The organism is Litoreibacter sp. GN1-5 (genome assembly GCF_055693805.1).
In genome coordinates this window covers 3,607,648-3,627,630 of record NZ_JBVFUP010000001.1, presented here as the reverse complement: position 1 = coordinate 3,627,630, position 19,983 = coordinate 3,607,648, and the positions used below count along the sequence as shown (strand labels likewise).

Here is a 19,983-nt window from a genome sequence, read left to right as displayed (position 1 = left end):
GGCCATGGGGCAATCCTGTCTTATGATGGATTATCGACACGACCAGTCACGGTGACGCGGCCCTTGACTGCGCGTGGCCAGACCAACTGAGCTTGACCATTGGTAGGACCCTGCTCAACATTTGCATACGGCATGACGTAATCAACTGCATTTGCCGCCGTCCGGATTGGCCCCTCAGCCGTGATAGCCGTGACCTTCCGCAAACGTCCACCAAACGGCATCCAGTCAGAGAAATCACAGGTCCATGTTCTCGCCGGCGTCGCCTGATCGAAATTCAACGTCATCGGGCTTGCGGTCCATTGATTGATGGCATGGAACGTGTTGGCCGTGAAGTTGATGTTGCGCATACGCCCCATATTTAGCCCGGCAATGCTGTCATCAACTGCATCGACCCGCTCAACCTGAGCATCGAAAGCTTTGAAAGTATTACCGCTTACATTCAGACCGTTGACAAAATGATCTGGCCCGTAGGGTTTGATGACGATCCATCTGAACCAAGGGGCAACACGGGATACCAGGAAAAGATTGCCGACAATCGACAATGATCCGAAGCTGAACTCGCTTGAATGCTCCGGCTCTGCATCATGTTCATTGTTCCATTCGATGAATGTGTTGTCGATGTAGTTGCCGTTGATCACCAAATTGACATTCGTGTAGGTCAAAATCAGCCCCGGCAAGCGTATTCCGTTTGAAAGGCCATCTCCATGGAACCAGTGATTTCCAAGAATTGTATGCCCCTTACCACCCATCACAGCGAAATGCGCGAAGCGAACGCACCTGTTATTGCGGATCTTGGCATCATTGGCATTCACATTAAATGCGATTGATGTCCTGTCCTGCGCGGGTAGGGATTGCTCATTTGACAGAAACTGGCAGCGATCAATCAACATCCCCTGACAAGCCCGCCCGATCGAGGTGATCCCGCGATCCTTTGGCTTGGTGAAAAACACGTCCCGGAAATGCCAGATCAAACCTTGCTTCGACAACATCACAGCGCTGGCAACACCGTCGCATTTGATGTCGATATCCGAGAGAACGAATTGCGACATCGACTCAAAGCCGCTGAAATCCAGCATGTATTTGAACCGCTTGAACGTAAATGTCTGCGTTCCACGCGCGCCCCACAGACCGGCGCTCAGCGTTAATGTCTGCGCGGCGACATTCTTTTCAGTTACATAGACTTCACGTCCGACACCGTCGCCGATGACAAGGCTACCAACGGGAATATTGGCCACATTGGTCACATCGGTCAGCTGGTACTGGTTGCTGGTCACATAAGTCGCTTGCGAGGTAACTTCTTCTGTATCCCAAGCACTGCTATTGATGGCATCAAACTGACCGTTACGGATCACCCGCCGGGTACTGAACGTTGTTCTGTCCGGAACGGCTGCCTGCATATCAATCGGTGCGCTCAGCCCAATACTGCGTCCGCATAAATCTAGACTTTCATGATCGGAATAGGTGATTAACGCCTGAAACGCCTTTTTGAACGCCACCACTTCGTCACCAAAAGCACTGACATAGGCATCAAAATCAAAGTTCTTGCGCAACCCAAGACGCTTGTCATCCGGCATCGTCACCGTACCGATAAACCGCACAGAACTTTCGAAAGTCACATTCTGAGCAAGGTAATAGGTCCCCTCTGGAACGATAACTTCCCGCCCGTTAGCCGCAGAATCCGCAGCCTCGAAAGCCTCGGAATTATCAGTAACCCCATCACCTACAGCGCCGTAATCCAGCACATCGATAGTTTGCAGACCTTCACGCACAAAGGCATCAGTCACATCTTCAATTTCGATGTCATCCACCCGCACGATGCCGCCAGTCGATCCCGTCAAATCGATCCCGAAATGTCCATACGTTGCATTCGGCCCCCAGACCATATCAACCCCGGGCCTTTGGCCGCTGCCGACAACAGCACTGACTTCGACAATCTGACCATAGCCTGTGACGGCTTTCTCAGGCCCGACCCTGATGGCATCTGCAGGCGCACCACCCGCATAAGCCGAGATACGCACCGATGGCAGGCTGCCAGACACCACCTTGATACGTGCCCTGATCTGCAGATAGCAGCCCGGTGCCAAAGGCGTTCTTACTTTGTAACGTACAGATTGTGTCGCTTCAGTTTTCAACAACTCCAGACAGCCGCCGAAATCCTGATCCGCAGGTACATAAGCCGCAGTCGCAAAATTGTCATAGCTGCGCGAGTTCGGCCGCCCATCCTCACGAGACCACACATCCAGACCATCCGCAAAAGGGGACGGCATTAACAATGTCCCATCCGTAATCGCCATGTTCATCAAAAGCCCTTTCCAAATCCAATAAACAGGCGTGGCTGGCGACCATCAGGGCAGCATAAGACCGCGCCCCGAGGTTGACCTCAGTTCATAAACTCATGTTGGGAAACTGCCGGACACGCCGTCCTGACCGGGCAAATATCTAGTTAAAAGGTATTAAAGTGCCGTTAACCCTGCGCGCGTTGCACGGCTCAGGCCCCGACGTCGGGCGCAGCCAGAACCTGCACCCCATTGATCTGCCAACCATTTTCCGTCTCGACCATCAAATACTCTAGTACGTAAGGTATGCCTTGCGCATCCTTGACCAAGACCTTTTGAATTATACGGCCGTTGGTGTCGCTCAAATCAAGAAACTGCACGTCGGACGGGCGCCAAACCATCGGATATCCGTTCTGCACCATCTGTCCAAACCGTTCAGGTGTGCCGAATATGCCTTTGATGTTGGGCGAAGCGAACGTGAACGCTGCCGCAAAGTCATCTTTCAGGAAGGCATCTATCTGGCTTTGGATCGTGTTTTCAATCGCCTCATTACGGTCTGCCGCGATTGCGGCATGGCTCAGAAAAACTGCCCCAAGTAATGCAAACAGGATTCTCATTATGATGCCCTCCGCTGATCTGTTAAAGTTAGCTCAGCGAAAGGATCAGTCAATTTCGCCTACGCAGCAGCCAGCTCCCCAGCCAACCCTTTTTCGATCAGAGCAACCGTCTCATCCACACCGTAGAGCGCAATAAACCCGCCAAAACGTGGTCCCTGGGAGGCCCCAAGCAACACCTCGTAAAGTGCTTTGAACCAGTCGCGCAGCGGATCGAACCGCTCCCGTCCGCAAGCAAAGACGATGCCCTGCAACTCCTCCGCGTCTAACCCGCCATCCCAGGCTTTCAGTTGATCGCGCAGGTCTTCCAGGGCTTCTCGCTCCAGATCGCTGGGTAGACGATACACTTTTTGAGGCTTCACAAAGTCATTGTAATAGCGCACCGCGAACCCCGCCGCCTGATCAAGGTCAGGATGCGTCTCGGGCGATGCGTCCGGGGCATAACGCTGGATAAAGCCCCAAAGCTGGGACTTTTCCTCAGCATTTGCGACTGAAGCCAGATTAAGCAGCATCGAAAACGGAACCACCATATTCGACGCGGGTACATCAGCCCCATGAATATGAAACACAGGGTTCGTACAGCGCTGCGCTGCATCCTGACCAGCATAGGCCCGCAATTGCTGGTGATATTCATCCACAGCCTTCGGGATCACATCAAAATACATCCGCTTCGCGGTCTTGGGCTTCTGATACATGAAATACGACAGCGACTCGGTTGAGGCATAGGTCAACCACTCGTCAATCGTCAGACCGTTGCCAGACGATTTGGAGATCTTGCCACCCTCCTCATCCAAGAACAGCTCATAGGTGAAATGGTTGGGCTTACGCCCGCCCAATATCTCGCAAATCCGGTCATAGATCGGTGTATTGGTCGAGTGATCTTTCCCATACATCTCAAAGTCTACGTCCAAAGCCGCCCAACGCGCGCCGAAATCCGGCTTCCATTGCAACTTCACATTCCCGCCCGTAACGGGCAGCGTCATCTCGCGCCCGTCCTCATCATCAAACGTCACCGTGCCGTTGGCCGCATCAACATGTTTCATCGGCACATAAAGAACGCGCCCGGTCTCTGGATGGATCGGCAGGAAAATCGAATAGGTTTCACGCCGCTCATCGCGCAGGGATTTTAGCATCACCTTCATGATGTCGTCATACCGCTCCGCTGCGCGCAGCAATACCGCATCAAATCGCCCATCACGGTAGAACTCGGTTGCGCTGATAAACTCATGCTCAAACCCGAACGTGTCAAGAAACCGCCGCAGCATCGCATTGTTATGATGGCCAAAACTCTCATACTCGCCAAAAGGATCAGGCACAGATGTCAAAGGTCGCTGCAAATGCTCTGCCAAGGCCTCCGGGTCCGGCACATTACCCGGCACCTTGCGCATCCCGTCCAGATCATCCGAAAAACAGACCAGCCGGGTCGGAATGTCCGAAATCACCTCAAACGCCCGACGCACCATCGTAGTACGCGCAACCTCTCCGAATGTCCCGATATGAGGCAACCCGGACGGGCCATATCCTGTCTCAAACAGCACATACCCTTTTTCGGGTGGGGCTTTTTCATACCGTTTGAGCAATGCGCGCGCCTCTTCAAAAGGCCAAGCTTTCGAATTCATCGCTGCATCGCGCAAATCAGACATAGAGTTCTTCCAAATTCATCACCGGCATCCCATATGCAGGTTAAGCCCTGCTACCTATTGTGCAGCTTCGTCCACGTCAATATTCTGCACTGCAACCTAGACATTAATCCGGAGCCCAAATGCCCCAGTCCCCTCTCCCTCTCTCGGCCCAAGACAGCTTGGTTGCCGTTATGATCGCCGTCTCCATGTCTGACGACAATATTCGCACATCCGAGCTGGTCACGATCCAGCAAATGGTTAACTATCTTCCAGTCTTCGCAAATTACGATGTAGACCGGATCAAATCCGTCGCCCGGATCACGTTCGATCTATTTGAGGAAGAAGACGGCCTTGACGCCTTGTTCGGCCTGATCCGCGAAAGTCTACCCGATAATCTGACCGAAACAGCCTATGCGCTGGCCTGCGACGTTGCCGCTGCGGACGGACATCTTGAACAGGTTGAACTGCGTCTGTTGGAAGAAATTCGGTATGAACTGAACATCGACCGTCTGCACGGCGCTGCTATCGAGCGTGGCGCGCGGGCACGACATATGACACTGTAAACCGTAACACTCCTCACCAAACAGTGCATGGCGCGATAAGATTTCCATGGCTAGGCTATCCCTACCAAGCTATGAAAGGACGATCTGATGACCCGCCTGTTTCACGCCATGTTACTGGCGTTCATCATTGTGACACCCGCCTTAGCGCAAGACGACCGGGTGTCAGAGCCACCAATGACCCTTGAACGTATGGCCGAGATCATCCTTGCCCTCGACCCCGAGGCTCAATCCGGCGGCACCCAGTTCCAGATGACGATTTCCGATATACCGGTGATCATAGTAACTGACCCTCGCGCTGATCGTATGCGCGCTCTGGTCCCAATTCGGGGGGCCGAGGGTATGACCGATGAAGAGCTGCTGCGCGTTATGCAGGCCAATTTTGATACCGCCCTTGATGCCCGTTACGCTATCGCCCAAGGCAGGTTATGGGCCACATTCATCCACCCGCTTTCGCCGCTTGAGAAGAACCAGTTCATCTCGGGGCTCGGACAAGCGGTCAACCTAGCAAAGACCTACGGCACCCTCTTTACCGGCGGCGCCATGCAATTCGGTGGCGGCGACAGCCAACCTCTACAGCGCCAATTAATCGATGAACTGTTGAATAAAGGCGAAGAACTTTAGGGGTTAAACCTTCAAAACAATCTTACCAATATGGTCTGAACTTTCCATCCGCGCATGGGCTTGTGCCGCATCGATCAACGCAAATTCGCTATCCATCACAGGCCCAACCCGACCCGCTGCAATCAATGGCCAGACCTGTTCTCGCAATGCCTGCGCAATGCGCGCCTTGGCCAGATCACTTTGAGGACGCAACGTCGACCCGGTAATTGTCAGCCGTCGCACCATTACCTGCGCAAAGTTCAACGCTACTTTGGGGCCTTGCAAAAAAGCGATCTGTACCAATCGCCCATCCATTGCCAAGGCCTTCACATTACGCGGCAAATACTCCCCGCCAACCATATCCAAAATCAGGTCTGCACCACCTTCCGCCCGCAACATTTCAACAAAATCTTCATCACGGTAATTAATCACCTTCTCTGCACCAAGCGCTAAACAGGCCGCGCATTTTGCATCCGATCCCGCAGTCGCAAACACCCGCGCGCCAAAAACATTTGCAAGTTGGATGGCTGTTGTTCCGATCCCCGATGACCCACCATGAACCAGAAACCGTTCTCCGGCCTTCAGCCCTCCTCGCATAAACACGTTAGAGAAGACGGTAAAATATGTCTCAGGCAATGCCGCAGCCTCGTCCAGACCCAGACCATCGGGCACTGGCAAGGCATGGGCCGCCGGTGTGACTGCATATTCCGCATACCCACCACCGGGAAGAAGCGCGCAGACCTTGTCACCCAAGGCCCAGCCAGACACCCCGGAACCAATAGCAACAACTTCACCCGAAGCTTCCAACCCCGGCAAATCCGACGCCCCCGGCGGTGGATCATAGGCCCCTGCCCTTTGCAACACATCGGGACGGTTTACACCTGCATAAGCCACTTTGATCACAATCTCACCCGCAGCCGGCTTCGGCACGGGGCGCTGCGTTTCCACCAACATCTCCGGCCCGCCAGGCACCGAGATTTCAACCGCCCGCATCATATCAGGCAGGCTCATTTCGCATCACTCCGAAACATTCCTGGCAAATTCGGATCAGGCATCTGCATCGGCGCGCGCACCTGCGACAACAGCCAATTTGGCCCCGCCAGCAACTTTGAGGCCACAGGATTCGCATTTATCTGCGCCTTAACCTTTTCAAACTGCATAACATTGGCAATACGCCTGTCCAGAAAATCCCAGCTGTCTTTATGTTCAACCGACGTATCGCCAAGCCAGAACAACACTGTCGCACCATAGACGCTGGAAAGGATTGCCCGTTTTGTATACCAGTTGTGGTCATCCGATCTGTCACCCAAGGCCGCCCAGATTGCATCAGATGTCCCCCAGATCAGCCCTGCCCCTTCAGGTGCATTTTGCGGCAACGCAAACAGTGCCGCACCGCGACGCACGGCTTCCTTGTGCCCGGCAATCGCCTCTAGGCGAAACCTGATACCAGCAGCCACCCGTTCGCTATAGCGCATCGACAGAAGGTTTTCACGCTTAAGACGTGCCTTCATTTCTGCGTCGCCCTTCTTGTGAAACGCAATCGCCAGATCAAGCGGACCGCGCGGGAAAAGCCCATGCGCCTCTGCCGGATCTGCCCCAGCATCCGTTATGGCCGCCGCAAAAGCCACCTCGGACCAACCGTCAAACGGCACATGGTCCAGCATCGCCTCCAATACCTTCAACTTCGTGGTCTCAGTCATATCACACTCCATCATTCTGCTGGTAGACAAGCTAGATCAGCTTTGTTATACGGCCACTTCCTGCAAATTTTTGCAATTTAACCTAGGAAGGTGGTGACACCACATGCAGGTAAGCGTTCGCGACAACAATGTCGATCAGGCACTTCGCGCCCTGAAGAAAAAACTTCAGCGTGAGGGCGTATTTCGGGAAATGAAGCTCAAGCAACATTACGAAAAACCGTCTGAGAAGAAAGCACGCGAAAAGGCAGAAGCCATTCGCCGCGCTCGCAAACTGGCCCGTAAAAAGGCACAGCGCGAAGGCGGAATGTAAGGTTAAGGCATTTCGTACCGGCGGGCTCATCCGCCAAACCATTAGACCCCCGTGGCCCCGCCCCGGGGGTTTGTTTTTTGCGCTTGAACTCTCTGCGCTCTGCTATCAGCAACGGTTCTTTGCAGGTCCAAATAGCTGCAACCTAAAGCGGTTTGCGTTTGATCTGAATCGAAGGGGGATTCACACGGAGCTGTTTGTGTGCTTCACTTCCTCTGGGAGGTGGATCATGGGCAAACCCTACTCTTTGGACCTTCGGGAACGGATTTGCGCTTACATTGCCAAGGGAAACTCAGCGCGTTCGGCTGGGCGGCTTTTTGGAGTTAGCGCTGCGACGGCGGTCCGTTTTGCGGCAGAGCATCGTGAACGCGGCGCGATAGCGCCCAAGCCTCAAGGCCGCCCGTCTGGTCAATTTGGCAAGCTTGCGCCGCACCGGGATTTTCTGCTGGAGATCGTGAAGGCCGAACCGGATATCACGCTCAAGGAACTGGCTGCTGCCCTCCTGCAAACACATGGCGTAGACGTTCAGCTATCGTCGTTGCACCGCGCCCTCCATCGCGCCGGGCTTTCATATAAAAAAAGGACTGATCGCGGCAGAGCGTGATCGGCCCGTGGTGCGTCAAGCCCGCCGTGACTGGATCACGCGCCGTCAGCCCCGCATGCGCCAGGAGCCGCACAGACTGGTCTTCATTGACGAGACGGCGGTGAAGACCAACCTCACACGCCTGCGCGGGCGAGCTCCAGTCGGGGAGAGGCTCTACGGCACCGCTCCCTTTGGCAGATGGGGGACGCAGACATTCATTGCCGGTCTGACGCAAGACGGGCTGATCGCTCCTTGGGTGATCAATGGTCCGATGAACGGACCTACCTTCGACACTTACGTCGACACACAGCTGGCTCCAGTGCTTGATCCCGGAACAGTCGTCATCCTCGACAACCTGTCCACCCACAAAAGCCCGCGCGCCGCCGAAGCCATGCGCAAGCGAGGCTGCTGGTTCCTGTTCCTGCCCGCCTACAGCCCCGACCTAAATCCGATCGAAATGGCCTTCTCCAAACTCAAAGCGCACCTTCGCCGCATCGGAGCAAGAACTTTCGATGCCTTGTTCGAGGCTCTTGGCGATATCTGCAACATGTTCAATCCAAACGAATGCTGGAACTTCCTCAAAGCCGCCGGATACGCCTCAGATTAAATGCAAAACGCTTTAGGCAAAATTTTCCCGCCCTTAACAGGCTTCCAAATGGCCCCAATACCTCCGCCGGAGGCACAGCGCCGCAGACGCATAAAAAACAAGCGGCCCGCAGGGTCAAATTCTGGGTCTCAAGAGTTAAAGATCGCCAGGAAAATCAAAATGCCGAAAATAGCGATAACGGAATATGTCGTAAATTTTACGAACCCTTCGAAAGTCTTTTCCTGATCTGTCGTGTCCATAGACCCATGTTCATGTTCCGCCATAGCGTTTCTCCATCAAACCTGTTTCCGTCCTGTTAGCGGATTCTTAGATGCGTGTCACGGGTCAGTTACGCCTCTTCCAGATCCGCAGCCAAACGGAACCCGATGCGATTTGGCTCTGGCTGATTGGTGTCTTTCGGCAAGGCCCGCAACATGACATTCAGCTGGCTGACATGCTGTATCTGCTGCGTTTTCATGCCTGATGGGTCAGATCCATAAAAGGTCAGCACATCCGGTGCGTAAAACCCCATCCCCTCGATCCGCATTACCCCGGCCCCACCACCGGTAAAGCCCATGGCGACCTCGTGATTATTGTCCAGCTGCTCCTCAAAATTCTTGATGTAGAGGATCAAACGCTCATATGCCCATTCCGCAGGGGATTTCTGCTCAAATGGTTTATCCGCCACCGCTTTTGGCAAAGGCTGCTGTTCCGGTGTCGGCGCGCAATCAGTCGTATGCACAACGCGGGCGCGCGGCATGGCAGCACCTTCTACAATTTCGGCAGTAGTTTTGATCGGGCTTGTCATACTTAAAACTCCTTTAACCAGTCTCAGAGCGGAATAGCAGTTGTTTCCTTGATCTCTTCCATAACGAAACTGGCCGAGATATCCGATACAGAAATGCGTGAAGTCAGACGTTTGTAAAACGCATCATAGGCCGGAACATCTGCAAGACGCACCCGCAAAACATAATCAAGATCACCCGTCATCCGATAAGCCCCCACCACTTCGGGCATATCGCGCAAAGTGCTTTGGAATCGCCTTAGCCAACTCTCTGCATGATCGCTGGTTCGGATTTGCACGATCGCTGTAAGCGGGCAACCGACACGTGCTGCATCCACCAAAGCGACTCGATTTGTGAGAACGCCGGAATCCTCCAGAATTTTGATCCTGCGCCAGGATGCATTGCGAGACAGGGAAACTTTCTCTGAAATCTGATCCACGGACAGCGTTGCATCTTCTTGCAGTAGTCGCAAAATTTTTCGATCAATTTCATCAAGATTTATACCCATTTTGGGATTACATCCTAATACACTATACGAATACAAGGATGTTTGGGACCGCATCTCGTCCTACTTCAGTTAATATGTCCCAAAACATTCCAATGAAAGAGCTTCTATGACCAAAGACATCAACACCGAGCAACGCGCTGGTTTTATCCATACGCTGCTCCTCAATCACCCTGCCTCAGTGGGTGAGACCTATTTCCAGCATATGCGCTTCGCCGCCAGCTTTGCGTTTTGGCTGGTCATCGCAGCATTCGCAGCAATGATTCATGCTATAATCCCTACGCTGTTTGAAACTACGGCCAGCAGCATTTTGCGCCGCCTGCATGCAAGAAACGAAGATCGCGGAGAAGTGCACTGATGTGTCGTTTGACTGGCTATATCGGCCCAGAAATACCACTCGAAAACATTGTGGTCCGACCCAAGCATTCCCTTCTAAACCAGAGCCAGCATGCAACCGAAGCCAAGCTGGCAGTTAACGGCGATGGATCTCGGAATCACCTGGTATGATACGGACACGAGCAAGCTGCCTGGGCTTTACCGTGACGTGTTACCTGCATGGGGCGATGACAACCTGGCCAGCCTGTGCCGCATGGTACAATCTCGCTTATTTCTGGCTCATGTCCGTGCTTCAACCGTGGGCGAAACCAGCCGCGAGAATTGCCATCCGTTCTCGCTTGGCCGCTGGTCTTTTTGTCATAATGGTCAAGTTCCTCATTTCGCGCGCATTCGCCGCGAACTGGAAGCCGCGTTGTCCGACGACCTCTACAATGCCCGACGCGGTACAACAGATAGTGAAATCCTGTTTCTGACCTTACTCGCAAACGGCCTTGATACAGACCCTGAAAATGCTGTGCATGCCATGATTAGATCCATCGGCCTTGCTGGCAAAGAAGGCCCAATCCGGCTCACCTGTGTCTTTTCTGATGGCCACGCGCTTTACGGCTTTCGCCACGCCTCGGACGGGCGATGCCCGACTCTCTATATTTCCAATGATCTCGACAATGGCGGCAGTGCCCTGGCATCAGAACCGCTCTGCGGCAGGGTCGAACACTGGCAAGCCATTGCACCGGATACATTATGCAGGATTAGCCCAAATGGTGCGTCTTATAGGGCGTTGAATACCAACCTAAGCGCCGCGTGACTGCCACCACCACGCACCATCTTCGCCCAAACTGCGCGTGATCCGTCCAGCCTGATGCAGATGGTTCAAATGGGCCACGCTTTCCACAAGCGCCAGACCATATTCACCCGCGCCAATCTCTCGCTTGAATAGCGGCGGAAAGCATTCATGCGCAGTATGTGGCGTTTTCAGATAATCCTCCAAACGTGCCAATGCCCCATAATGATTGTCGATCAGTTGCCGCATCCGCACGGGCAGCCCGGTGAAAGGCAGTTTATGACCAGGCAAGACCAACTGGTCCGCTGTTGCATATTGCGACAACCTCTCACACGCTTCCAACCAGTCTGACACCGGGTCGGCTTCGGGCTCTGTCGGATATACCCCCAGGTTTGGAGAGATCGAGGGCAGCAATTGATCACCCCCCAACACCAGCCCATCCGACCACAAAGTCGCGTGTTCTGGTGCATGGCCGTTGCCGATGCGCACGGTCCACTCGCGCCCACCTACCCGTAGCGCATCACCTTCCTTGATCCGCGTATAGCCTTGCGGCAAGGGAGCGACACAATCAGCAAAGTTGAAAGGTCGCTCCGCCGCCCGTTGGGCGTAAATAGCCTGGTCCATCCCCGCGCGTTTGTAAAATAGCAGTGCTTCCAGCGTCGGACGATCCTGCTCATCCAACAGCAGCATCCGCCCCATCAACCACGCCGTTCGCGTTATGATCAACTCTGCCCCGTGCTTGGTCTGAAACCACCCCGCCATCCCGATATGATCCGGGTGGTGGTGGGTCACAATCACCCGCCGCACCGGCTTGCCCGCCAAAGGGCCTGCGAAAAGCTTTTCCCAGATAGCCACCCCACGCTTTGACATGAACCCGGTGTCCACAAGCGTCCACCCGTCGCCGTCATCCAGCGCATAAATATTGACGTGGTCCAGCTTCATCGGCAAAGGTAGCCGTATCCACAGAATACCCGGCGCGACCTCAATCGCGGCACCTTCTTGCGGAATGTCTTCGAACAGGTAGACGAGCTTATCGCCGCTCAAGCCGCCAAATCCTCATCGCTTAGTGCGTACAGATCATCGGCCCCATTACGCACATTATCAGCCAAACCACCATGTTCCGATAGCAAACGCCGTATGTAGACCCCAGCCAGCTTGCCTCTTGCACTATCGATGCCAGCAGAGCGGGCAGCGCACAGATGATAGTAAGCGCCCAGCACCCGCGCAAACAGCCGCAGATATGACACAGCGCCCGCGAAGCGGTCGTTCATCGGCTGTTCGACCAGCCACTCGGTTGTCTCGCGCAGAGTCTCAGAGGCTGTGAATACGGGCCCAGCCAATTCCGGATGCTCTTTCTTGCAGCGTTCTGCATAGGCTTCCATATCGTCGATCAATGCATAAGCAGCCTCCCCGCCATCCATCATCTTACGCGCCACAAGATCCATTGCCTGAATGCCGTTCGTACCTTCATAGATTGTCGTCACCCGCACATCGCGTAGGAACTGCGCAGCGCCGGTTTCCTCGATAAAGCCCATGCCGCCATGGACCTGAATGCCTTGCTGCGCAACATCTATGCCCACATCCGTTCCAAACGCCTTGGCAATCGGGGTCAACAGGGCCGCGCGCGCTTTCCAGTCTTCTGATCCTGTCGCGCTGGCCATATCAATCGCTGCGGCACAAGCCGCTGAAATTGAGCGCGCCGCGAACACATCCGCCTTCATCTGCGCCAGCATACGGCGTACATCCGCATGACCGGCTATCGCGTCCCCAGCCGGGGTCTTACCTTGTTTGCGGTCCATCGCATAAGCCAGCGCATGCTGATATGCAGCCTCGGCGATAGCAACTCCCTGACCACCAACCCCAAGACGCGCGTTGTTCATCATGGTAAACATCGCCGCCATACCCTTATGCGGCTCCCCAATCAGCCAGCCTTTTGCGCCATCATATTGCATGACAGCCGTGGGGGAGCCGTGCAGACCCAGCTTGTGTTCCAGCGAGACAACCTTCAGCGTATTGGCCACACCAGGCTTGCCGCTGTCGTCGGGGATCAGTTTTGGCACCATGAACAGGCTGATACCTTTTGTACCCTCCGGGCTGTCCGGCAAACGGGCCAATACCAGATGACAAACATTCTCGCTGAAATCATTATCAGCCCAGGTGATATAGATTTTCTGCCCCGTCACGGCATATGTGCCATCACCATTCGGCACAGCCTTGGTTTTCAGGGCCCCAACATCTGATCCGGCCTGCGGTTCTGTCAGATTCATCGTGCCGCACCACTCGCCAGAAATCAGCTTGGGCAGATACAGCGCCTTGATCTCATCACTCGCGTGATGCTCCAGAGCTTCGATCTGGCCTTGGCTCATCAACGGGTTCAACTGCAATGACAAGCAAGCGCCACCAATCATTTCGTTCACCGCATTCAGCAGCGATTGCGGCAACCCCATGCCACCATATTCGGGCGAGGCCGCCATCCCGATCCATCCCCCCTCGGCGATAGCGCGATACCCGTCGGCAAATCCGGGCGAAGTACGCACGACCCCATTCTCAAGAACCGCCGGATGTTGATCCCCCACACGTTGCAGTGGCGCGATAACCTCGCTGGCCATCTTGCCCGCTTCTTCCAAAATGGCAGCCGTTGTCTCGGGCGTCGCTTCGGCGAACCGGTCTGTGGACGTGACTCCACCCAAATCCACCACATGATCAAACAAGAACTGATAGTCAGCAACAGGCGCGCGATAAGTCATCATTACTCTCCGGCATTCCCGCGCTTTGCATGGTTGCGCGGGATCGGTTAATGGGCATTGATAGTCAAACCGAATGTGACCCGGCTGTTTGCGGCCATCAACAGAAACGCAGCGTCATTCAAGGAAAAGGCTTTCAGTGACAGACCGCCTGACACAAGACCAGATCGCATCCGCCGCCGCCCTTCTGCGGGTTGGCAAGCTGGTCGCCTTTCCGACCGAAACGGTCTATGGTCTTGGCGCAAATGCGTTTGACAGCACAGCCGTTGCGAAGGTGTTTGAGGCCAAAGGACGGCCCAGCTTCAATCCGCTGATTGTTCATGTGGCATCTCTGGAAGAGGCCGAAAAACTCGCGCTTTTCGACGACACAGCCCGAAAGCTGGCGCGTGCCTTCTGGCCGGGATCGTTAAGCCTTGTCCTGCCAATACGGCCCGCAACACAGCTCTCGGATCTTGTCACCGCCGGGCTGGAGACTGTCGCGTTGCGGGTTCCAGCGCATCCACTGGCGCAAAAATTGTTGCAAAGCGCAGGTTGCCCTGTAGCAGCACCCTCGGCCAATCCATCAGGGCAAATCAGCCCAACCACGGCCGCTCATGTCTTGTCTGGGCTTGATGGCAGGATCGACGCTGTTCTGGATGGTGGCCCATGCCACGTTGGCGTTGAATCCACCATTGTGGGCGGCACGCCCCTACGCCTGCTGCGCCCCGGTGGCGTCAGCCTTGAAGCATTGGAGGGTTGTCTTGGCGCTACCCTGCCCATTGGTCCACCAAGTGCAACACCAAACGCACCGGGGCAACTCAGCTCTCACTATGCACCGAATGCCGCCCTGCGGCTGAATGCCGAAGCCCCGCAACACAACGAGCTTCTCCTTGGGTTCGGCCCCGTGAAAGACGCCACATTGAACCTATCCCCAGATGCCGATCTGATCGAGGCCGCAGCCAATCTGTTCTCAATGCTGCGCGACATTGACCGGATGACTGCAGACCAAGGCATACACCGAATAGCCGTCTCGCCGATCATCAACACGGGTCTTGGTCTTGCGATCAATGACCGCCTGTCTCGCGCTGCAGCACCGCGCTAGGCCCGCCCGCCCTCGGCAGATAAAAGCAGCGGATCGACCCCCATCGATTTCAGCGCCATCTGCCATTTCAGATCATCAACCTTGCCAAAGACGATCTCTGACGAAGGCTCACAGGTCAGCCAACCATTATGGCTGATCTCGCCCTCAAGCTGGCCCGGTCCCCAGCCCGCATAGCCCATCGCCATAATACAGCGTTCCGGTCCACGGCATTGCGATATATCTTCCAGAACATCCAGCGTTGCTGTCATGCCATAATCGGACCCGATCGACATTGTCGCGCTACTCTGCCCATAATCCGATGAATGCAGCACAAACCCCCGGCCACAGTCCACAGGCCCTCCCATGTGAACGCGTATCGGGCGCATATCAGGCGAGGGCACAATCTTGAGCTGTTTCAGCAAATCCGTAAATCGCACATCTGTCGTGGGCTTGTTGATGATAAGCCCCATCGCGCCATCATCACCATGCGAACACATAAAGATCACACTATGATCAAAGCGCGGATCGCCCATACCAGGCATGGCAATCAACAGTTTGCCGTTCAGATCAATGGAATCGCTGCTCTCGCCCATGATACTATGTTGGCCGCTGAGGCGCTCAGGATCAACCGTGACACATTTCCCATAGCGCAAACTCTCGCTGAAACGTGATTTCCTGTTTCAACGGTAATTCCTATTGTAGAGCGCATGGTCAAAAAATATCTCTTTCTTGGGCTCATTTTCGCGGCACTCGGGCTTGGCTCGACAACTGCGTCGGCGCAATCCGTGGAAAACGGGCTGGATGACATTGTCAAAGTGTCCTTCCTGCCCGGATGGCGCAATGCGGACAATCTGCATATTGCAGCCCTGCGCATTGCCCTTGCACCGGGCTGGAAAACATATTGGCGTGCGCCAGGCGACGGCGGCGTTCCGACCACCTTGACCTGGAAAGGCTCTGAAAATCTCGCTGCAGCCGAAATCCTGTGGCCACGGCCCAAAGTATTCCACACCTTTGGCTTGCGCTCCATGGGATATACGGACAACGTCGTGCTACCGATAGCTTTAAAACCCAAGTCAGACGGCGATATTGGCGTCAATGCACAGGTCAATTTCGGCGTCTGCGAAGAGATTTGTGTGCCGGTCCAGATAAACCTGTCCAGCATTCTGCCCGAAACGAATGGAGACCCGGACCCAGCTATCAAAGCGGCGTTAAAAAAGCAGCCTGATACTGGAGACCATGCCGCTACGTGCACCTTAGAGGCGACCGGAAAGGGCTTACAAGTAACTACGAACATGACGCTGCCGCCGTTGCCGGGAAAAGACGAAGCCATGGTGATCGAAGCGGCCAATCCCGCGATCTGGATTAGCGAGCCGGAACTGACGCGCAAAGGTGATCACGTTCACGCCACCGCGCGGATGCTGTCTCAACAAGGCAATGGCATTGATGTTCAGGCCAAGAACCTTCGTATCACGATTGTTACCAGTGAATCTGCCATCGAGATCAGAGGCTGTACCAACCGCTAGATTTTCTGAACGGAAAAACGTGTGATCATCGCAATGACCCAACTGATGACAGTCACCACAGCAACCCCTAGCACGAACAAAATAACTGCCGCCCCCATTTGAGGGGCCGTTTGCAACCCCGGCAACAGCGCCAGCAAGAAATCCGGCAAGCTGCCATACACCAAGACAGCGCCCAATGTCATCGCAAACAACACAAATATCAGGGCTGTCACTGCACCCAGCGCCACGCGCAAGCCCGGCACACTATGGCTGCCGCTGAAAATACGCTTCAAGGCGATCATCTGGCGTTTCACATCCGCTTGCATCGCGATCAGGGATGGTACAAGAAGCAACACCAGAAACACCCCAAAACCCAACCCATAGCAAAGCGTGATAACGGTGGGTTTGAGAAATTGCGCATGGGCCGACGTTTCAAACAAGAGCGGTGCCAGCCCCAGAACTGTGGTCAACGTAGTTAACAACACCGGCCGCAACCTGTCCGATGTCCCGTCAATAATCGCCGGGACCAAGCCCCGCTCCTGCGCATATTCATCCACTGTGGACACCAAAACGATTGAATCGTTTATGATAATCCCGGTCATGCCGATCAGTCCTACGACCGAAAACATGGACAATGGCACATCCCAAACTGCATGCCCGTAGATTGTCCCAATCAGCCCAAAGGGAATAACAATCATGATGACCAATGGCCGTGTCCAGCTTGAAAACACCCAGGCCAGTGTCAGAAAAATCCCGATCAGGCACAGTCCAAAGCCCAACGCGGCATCACTGAGAAATTCCCGTTCCTGCTCTGCCAACCCGGACAATTGCGACGCAATGCCGAAATCCTGTTCGACTTTAGGCAGGATCTCTTGGCGCAATTGCAGCATGATGTCCTCGGCCCGCTGTGGATCGTCTTCCGAGATGTCACCCGTGACCGAAACCAGCCGCAGCCCGTCTTCGCGACGTACTGTGGAAAATCCGGTTTGCGACGTCACTGTCACGATATCAGCTAACGGCACATAGTCCCCGTTGGCCGTGCGCAGGAATGTCCGGTCCATGAAATCCGCTGTCAGTTCTCCCAAAGGCAACTCAACCCGAATTTTCGCCGATCTCGGCCCTTCGGGATAACTTGCCGCCTCGATCCCGTTCAGCCTGTTGCGCAGCACTCGCCCCAGCTCATCAACCGTAAAGCCCAGCGCCTGACCTTGTGCGGTCAGATCCAGAATCAGTTCTTCCTTGTCATAGGCCAGCGTGTCCTCCAATGCGGACACTTCCGGAAATTGCGACAGCGCGGTTTTCAATGCCTCAGCCGCCGCCTTCAACACCTCGGCCTCGGCACCGTAGAGTTGCACATCCAGTGCATCACCGCCGGGGCCAGAGCGCCAACCACGGAAGCTGATAGTCTCCAGCATTGGGTGGCGGCGCACACTATCTTGCAAATCACCTACAAACTTGAAGGAAGAATAGGGTCGCATATCCGCGTCGATCAGCTCAATCGCGATAGAGCCCAGTTGATCAATATCTTTCGTATCTGCCCCTTCCAGACCACGCCCAGTACTACCGCCGATCTCGGCCAGAACGAAATCAATCGGATTTTTGCCATGCTCTGTCTCATATTTCGTGGCTAACTCATTTGTAGCTCGCTGCAATTCACGCATCATCTCAAGCGTATCTGCGCGGGAAGCACCCGGCAGCATGGCAAAATTACCCGAGATCGACCCCCGCTCCGGCGCATTGAAAAACCGCCAATTAACATCACCCCGGATGAACGAGGCAGCCTGTACGCCCAGCAATAAAACCGCCAGTCCCATAACCGGATACCGCACCTGCACTACAAATGCGATGAAGCGGCGGAAAATCGTATCACGGAACCAGTTGAAGCCCTTGGTCACAACCCGTGATGGCATATCATACCAATGTTTTTTAGCCGAGGCTGCCAGCGCATGGCTCATGTGGTTGGGCAGGATCAGGAAGCACTCAACCAGCGATGCAATCAGCACCACAATGACTGTAAATGGAATATCAACGATCAAATCACCGAACCGCCCGCCAATGGCAACAAGGGCAAAAAATGCAATGACCGTCGTGATCGTGGCCGAGAACACAGGTGCCGCCATACGCCGCGCCGCATTCTCGGACGCAACGACCGGAGTTTCCCCCAAATGACGTGCTCGGAAATCAGCGTGTTCGCCCACCACAATGGCATCGTCCACGACAATCCCCAACGTGATGATCAGCGCAAAAAGCGACACCATATTGATCGTCAGCCCCGCCATATACATCAACGCAATCGCACCAAGCATCGCTACAGGAATGCCCGCCGCCACCCAAAATGCGGTTCGCGCGTTCAGGAACAGAAATAATAGCAAGACAACCAGACCAAGCCCGACAAGGCCATTCTCCAGCAAAATATCCAACCGCCCGGTAATGGCTTCCGACCGGGTGCGGATCAGCTCTACAGTCGTCCCTTCGGGCAAGGTTGCCTCCAACGTCGCGGCGACCTGCTCTACACTGGTCTGAATGTCGATGGCATCCCCACGATCAGAACGATCGACCCGGATCGAGATCGCCGGATCGCTGCCAACAAAATAAGCGCGCTCCCGGTCTGTGCCTTCGACCGTAACTGTCGCCACATCCCCAATCGTCAGCTTCGATCCATCGGGGTTAGAGCGCAACACAATCGCGGCAATCTGATCCGCACTGCGCTTGGCCACACCTGTGCGTACCCGCGTATTGGCCCCATCCAGATCACCCGCCGGATCAGTGGAAACCTCCGCGTTAATCGCTGTTGCGATGTCGGACATGCTCACATCGTTCTTGATCAGCGCCAATGACGGCACCTCAACAATCGTCTGCGGCGCCGCAACCCCGCGAATGCTCGTGCGCGTGACCCCCGCAGAAAACAACCTTGTCACCATCTCATCTGCAAAGCGGCCCAGTTGTTCGACTGACACAGGCCCCGAAATCACAACATCCGTCACCCGGTCACGCCACGCCCCACGTCGCACAACCGGGTCTTCAGCACCATCGGGCAAATCACCTACCGCATCGACCGCCGCCTGCACCTCATCAGCAGCGCGCGACATATCCCAGTTTGGCTCAAACTCCAGCTCAATAGCAGCCAACCCTTCTTGAGCCTCAGAAGTCGAACTTGCTACGCCCTCCACTGCCAGCAAAGCTGGCTCCAGAAGCTGGACAACAGCCCGGTCCACATCTTCAGCCCCGGCCCCCTCCCATTCGACCGAGACACCGACACTGTCCAGGACCACGTCCGGAAAGAACTGCGTCTGCATCCGTGGCAAAGCCACAAGTCCAACAGCAATCAAAATAACCAGCAACAGATTTGCCGCCGTCCTGTGCCGTGTGAAATAGGACAAAAAACCGCCCGTGGTGGATCTGATCCTGTCGCGCATGGT

General features: G+C 55.0%; 20 protein-coding genes. 8 read left to right on the top strand and 12 right to left on the bottom strand.

The window, feature by feature from the left end; genetic code table 11:
• Window positions 1-20: 20 nt before the first annotated feature.
• The 3 genes from ACZ1HF_RS18245 to ACZ1HF_RS18235 all read right to left on the bottom strand — a co-directional run bounded on the left by ACZ1HF_RS18245 (window position 21) and on the right by ACZ1HF_RS18235 (window position 4,533).
• Window positions 21-2,300, bottom strand: coding sequence for a glycosyl hydrolase family 28-related protein (locus ACZ1HF_RS18245; protein WP_472658846.1), 2,280 nt, complete (start codon window positions 2,298-2,300; stop codon window positions 21-23).
• Between the two features lie 188 nt (window positions 2,301-2,488).
• Window positions 2,489-2,893, bottom strand: coding sequence for a DUF4864 domain-containing protein (locus ACZ1HF_RS18240; protein WP_472658845.1), 405 nt, complete (start codon window positions 2,891-2,893; stop codon window positions 2,489-2,491).
• Between the two features lie 59 nt (window positions 2,894-2,952).
• Window positions 2,953-4,533 carry a lysine--tRNA ligase gene (locus ACZ1HF_RS18235; RefSeq protein WP_472658844.1) on the bottom strand — a complete coding sequence of 527 codons (1,581 nt, stop codon included), beginning with the start codon at window positions 4,531-4,533 and terminating at the stop codon, window positions 2,953-2,955.
• A gap of 119 nt (window positions 4,534-4,652) precedes the next feature.
• On the opposite strand from ACZ1HF_RS18235, the gene ACZ1HF_RS18230 reads away from it, so the two are divergent.
• Window positions 4,653-5,075, top strand: a complete 423-nt coding sequence (locus ACZ1HF_RS18230; protein WP_472658843.1) for a tellurite resistance TerB family protein — start codon at window positions 4,653-4,655, stop codon at window positions 5,073-5,075.
• A gap of 87 nt (window positions 5,076-5,162) precedes the next feature.
• The gene (locus ACZ1HF_RS18225; protein ID WP_472658842.1) at window positions 5,163-5,696 is read left to right on the top strand and encodes a hypothetical protein; all 534 of its coding nucleotides are present in this window, start codon (window positions 5,163-5,165) and stop codon (window positions 5,694-5,696) included.
• A gap of 3 nt (window positions 5,697-5,699) precedes the next feature.
• Here the strand turns inward: ACZ1HF_RS18225 and ACZ1HF_RS18220 are convergent, their stop codons facing one another.
• Window positions 5,700-6,680 (bottom strand): NAD(P)H-quinone oxidoreductase, encoded by a 981-nt coding sequence (locus tag ACZ1HF_RS18220; protein ID WP_472659084.1) that lies wholly within the window; start codon window positions 6,678-6,680, stop codon window positions 5,700-5,702.
• Between the two features lie 2 nt (window positions 6,681-6,682).
• Window positions 6,683-7,375, bottom strand: coding sequence for a COQ9 family protein (locus tag ACZ1HF_RS18215; RefSeq protein WP_472658841.1), 693 nt, complete (start codon window positions 7,373-7,375; stop codon window positions 6,683-6,685).
• A 103-nt stretch (window positions 7,376-7,478) separates the two neighbouring features.
• Between ACZ1HF_RS18215 and rpsU the strand changes: the two genes are divergently transcribed.
• Complete coding sequence (gene rpsU, locus ACZ1HF_RS18210; protein WP_472658840.1) at window positions 7,479-7,685, top strand: 30S ribosomal protein S21; 207 nt, start codon at window positions 7,479-7,481, stop codon at window positions 7,683-7,685.
• A 226-nt stretch (window positions 7,686-7,911) separates the two neighbouring features.
• A protein-coding gene (locus tag ACZ1HF_RS18205) for an IS630 family transposase (protein WP_472656335.1) occupies window positions 7,912-8,872 on the top strand; the annotation gives its coding sequence in 2 pieces (ribosomal slippage) (window positions 7,912-8,256 and window positions 8,258-8,872; 960 coding nt in all).
• Window positions 8,873-9,000: 128 nt separating this feature from the next.
• On the opposite strand, the gene ACZ1HF_RS18200 is transcribed toward ACZ1HF_RS18205, so the two are convergent.
• From ACZ1HF_RS18200 to ACZ1HF_RS18190, 3 genes are all read right to left on the bottom strand, one after another.
• The gene (locus ACZ1HF_RS18200; RefSeq protein ID WP_472658839.1) at window positions 9,001-9,135 is read right to left on the bottom strand and encodes an aa3-type cytochrome c oxidase subunit IV; all 135 of its coding nucleotides are present in this window, start codon (window positions 9,133-9,135) and stop codon (window positions 9,001-9,003) included.
• 65 nt (window positions 9,136-9,200) lie between these two features.
• On the bottom strand, window positions 9,201-9,659 hold the full coding sequence (locus tag ACZ1HF_RS18195) for a DUF6173 family protein (RefSeq protein WP_472658838.1): 459 nt from the start codon (window positions 9,657-9,659) through the stop codon (window positions 9,201-9,203).
• A gap of 23 nt (window positions 9,660-9,682) precedes the next feature.
• On the bottom strand, window positions 9,683-10,144 hold the full coding sequence (locus ACZ1HF_RS18190) for an Lrp/AsnC family transcriptional regulator (protein ID WP_472658837.1): 462 nt from the start codon (window positions 10,142-10,144) through the stop codon (window positions 9,683-9,685).
• Between the two features lie 106 nt (window positions 10,145-10,250).
• On the opposite strand from ACZ1HF_RS18190, the gene ACZ1HF_RS18185 reads away from it, so the two are divergent.
• Together ACZ1HF_RS18185 and ACZ1HF_RS18180 are read left to right on the top strand one after the other, a co-directional pair.
• Window positions 10,251-10,499 (top strand): DUF6356 family protein, encoded by a 249-nt coding sequence (locus ACZ1HF_RS18185; RefSeq protein ID WP_472658836.1) that lies wholly within the window; start codon window positions 10,251-10,253, stop codon window positions 10,497-10,499.
• A gap of 123 nt (window positions 10,500-10,622) precedes the next feature.
• Window positions 10,623-11,282: a class II glutamine amidotransferase gene (locus tag ACZ1HF_RS18180; protein WP_472658835.1), complete on the top strand. Its 660-nt coding sequence runs from the start codon at window positions 10,623-10,625 to the stop codon at window positions 11,280-11,282.
• Here the strand turns inward: ACZ1HF_RS18180 and ACZ1HF_RS18175 are convergent.
• Both ACZ1HF_RS18175 and ACZ1HF_RS18170 read right to left on the bottom strand, forming a co-directional pair.
• Window positions 11,268-12,302 carry an MBL fold metallo-hydrolase gene (locus ACZ1HF_RS18175; protein ID WP_472658834.1) on the bottom strand — a complete coding sequence of 345 codons (1,035 nt, stop codon included), beginning with the start codon at window positions 12,300-12,302 and terminating at the stop codon, window positions 11,268-11,270. The genes ACZ1HF_RS18180 and ACZ1HF_RS18175 overlap by 15 nt on opposite strands.
• Window positions 12,299-14,005 carry an acyl-CoA dehydrogenase gene (locus tag ACZ1HF_RS18170; RefSeq protein ID WP_472659083.1) on the bottom strand — a complete coding sequence of 569 codons (1,707 nt, stop codon included), beginning with the start codon at window positions 14,003-14,005 and terminating at the stop codon, window positions 12,299-12,301. Before ACZ1HF_RS18170 ends, ACZ1HF_RS18175 begins: the two co-directional genes overlap by 4 nt.
• A 136-nt stretch (window positions 14,006-14,141) precedes the next feature.
• Here ACZ1HF_RS18170 and ACZ1HF_RS18165 point away from each other — a divergent pair, with 136 nt between their 5' ends.
• The gene (locus ACZ1HF_RS18165) at window positions 14,142-15,083 is read left to right on the top strand and encodes an L-threonylcarbamoyladenylate synthase (RefSeq protein ID WP_472658833.1); all 942 of its coding nucleotides are present in this window, start codon (window positions 14,142-14,144) and stop codon (window positions 15,081-15,083) included.
• Here ACZ1HF_RS18165 and ACZ1HF_RS18160 read toward each other — a convergent pair.
• Window positions 15,080-15,655: a YqgE/AlgH family protein gene (locus ACZ1HF_RS18160; protein ID WP_472658832.1), complete on the bottom strand. Its 576-nt coding sequence runs from the start codon at window positions 15,653-15,655 to the stop codon at window positions 15,080-15,082. The genes ACZ1HF_RS18165 and ACZ1HF_RS18160 overlap by 4 nt on opposite strands.
• Window positions 15,656-15,769: 114 nt before the next feature.
• Between ACZ1HF_RS18160 and ACZ1HF_RS18155 the strand changes: the two genes are divergently transcribed.
• Window positions 15,770-16,585 (top strand): protein-disulfide reductase DsbD domain-containing protein, encoded by an 816-nt coding sequence (locus ACZ1HF_RS18155; protein WP_472658831.1) that lies wholly within the window; start codon window positions 15,770-15,772, stop codon window positions 16,583-16,585.
• On the opposite strand, the gene ACZ1HF_RS18150 is transcribed toward ACZ1HF_RS18155, so the two are convergent.
• The gene (locus ACZ1HF_RS18150) at window positions 16,582-19,980 is read right to left on the bottom strand and encodes an efflux RND transporter permease subunit (RefSeq protein WP_472658830.1); all 3,399 of its coding nucleotides are present in this window, start codon (window positions 19,978-19,980) and stop codon (window positions 16,582-16,584) included. The genes ACZ1HF_RS18155 and ACZ1HF_RS18150 overlap by 4 nt on opposite strands.
• Between the last annotated feature and the right edge of the window lie 3 nt (window positions 19,981-19,983).

What these genes read in the sequence shown, in the direction of transcription:
- ACZ1HF_RS18245 (WP_472658846.1), bottom strand. Translation starts at nt 2,300, where the DNA reads ATGAACATGGCGATTACGGATGGGACATTGTTAATGCCGTCCCCTTTT.
- ACZ1HF_RS18240 (WP_472658845.1), bottom strand. Translation starts at nt 2,893, where the DNA reads ATGAGAATCCTGTTTGCATTACTTGGGGCAGTTTTTCTGAGCCATGCC.
- ACZ1HF_RS18235 (WP_472658844.1), bottom strand. Translation starts at nt 4,533, where the DNA reads ATGTCTGATTTGCGCGATGCAGCGATGAATTCGAAAGCTTGGCCTTTT.
- ACZ1HF_RS18230 (WP_472658843.1), top strand. Translation starts at nt 4,653, where the DNA reads ATGCCCCAGTCCCCTCTCCCTCTCTCGGCCCAAGACAGCTTGGTTGCC.
- ACZ1HF_RS18225 (WP_472658842.1), top strand. Translation starts at nt 5,163, where the DNA reads ATGACCCGCCTGTTTCACGCCATGTTACTGGCGTTCATCATTGTGACA.
- ACZ1HF_RS18215 (WP_472658841.1), bottom strand. Translation starts at nt 7,375, where the DNA reads ATGACTGAGACCACGAAGTTGAAGGTATTGGAGGCGATGCTGGACCAT.
- rpsU (WP_472658840.1), top strand. Translation starts at nt 7,479, where the DNA reads ATGCAGGTAAGCGTTCGCGACAACAATGTCGATCAGGCACTTCGCGCC.
- ACZ1HF_RS18200 (WP_472658839.1), bottom strand. Translation starts at nt 9,135, where the DNA reads ATGGCGGAACATGAACATGGGTCTATGGACACGACAGATCAGGAAAAG.
- ACZ1HF_RS18195 (WP_472658838.1), bottom strand. Translation starts at nt 9,659, where the DNA reads ATGACAAGCCCGATCAAAACTACTGCCGAAATTGTAGAAGGTGCTGCC.
- ACZ1HF_RS18190 (WP_472658837.1), bottom strand. Translation starts at nt 10,144, where the DNA reads ATGGGTATAAATCTTGATGAAATTGATCGAAAAATTTTGCGACTACTG.
- ACZ1HF_RS18185 (WP_472658836.1), top strand. Translation starts at nt 10,251, where the DNA reads ATGACCAAAGACATCAACACCGAGCAACGCGCTGGTTTTATCCATACG.
- ACZ1HF_RS18180 (WP_472658835.1), top strand. Translation starts at nt 10,623, where the DNA reads ATGGATCTCGGAATCACCTGGTATGATACGGACACGAGCAAGCTGCCT.
- ACZ1HF_RS18170 (WP_472659083.1), bottom strand. Translation starts at nt 14,005, where the DNA reads ATGACTTATCGCGCGCCTGTTGCTGACTATCAGTTCTTGTTTGATCAT.
- ACZ1HF_RS18160 (WP_472658832.1), bottom strand. Translation starts at nt 15,655, where the DNA reads ATGGGCGAGAGCAGCGATTCCATTGATCTGAACGGCAAACTGTTGATT.
- ACZ1HF_RS18155 (WP_472658831.1), top strand. Translation starts at nt 15,770, where the DNA reads ATGGTCAAAAAATATCTCTTTCTTGGGCTCATTTTCGCGGCACTCGGG.
- ACZ1HF_RS18150 (WP_472658830.1), bottom strand. Translation starts at nt 19,980, where the DNA reads ATGCGCGACAGGATCAGATCCACCACGGGCGGTTTTTTGTCCTATTTC.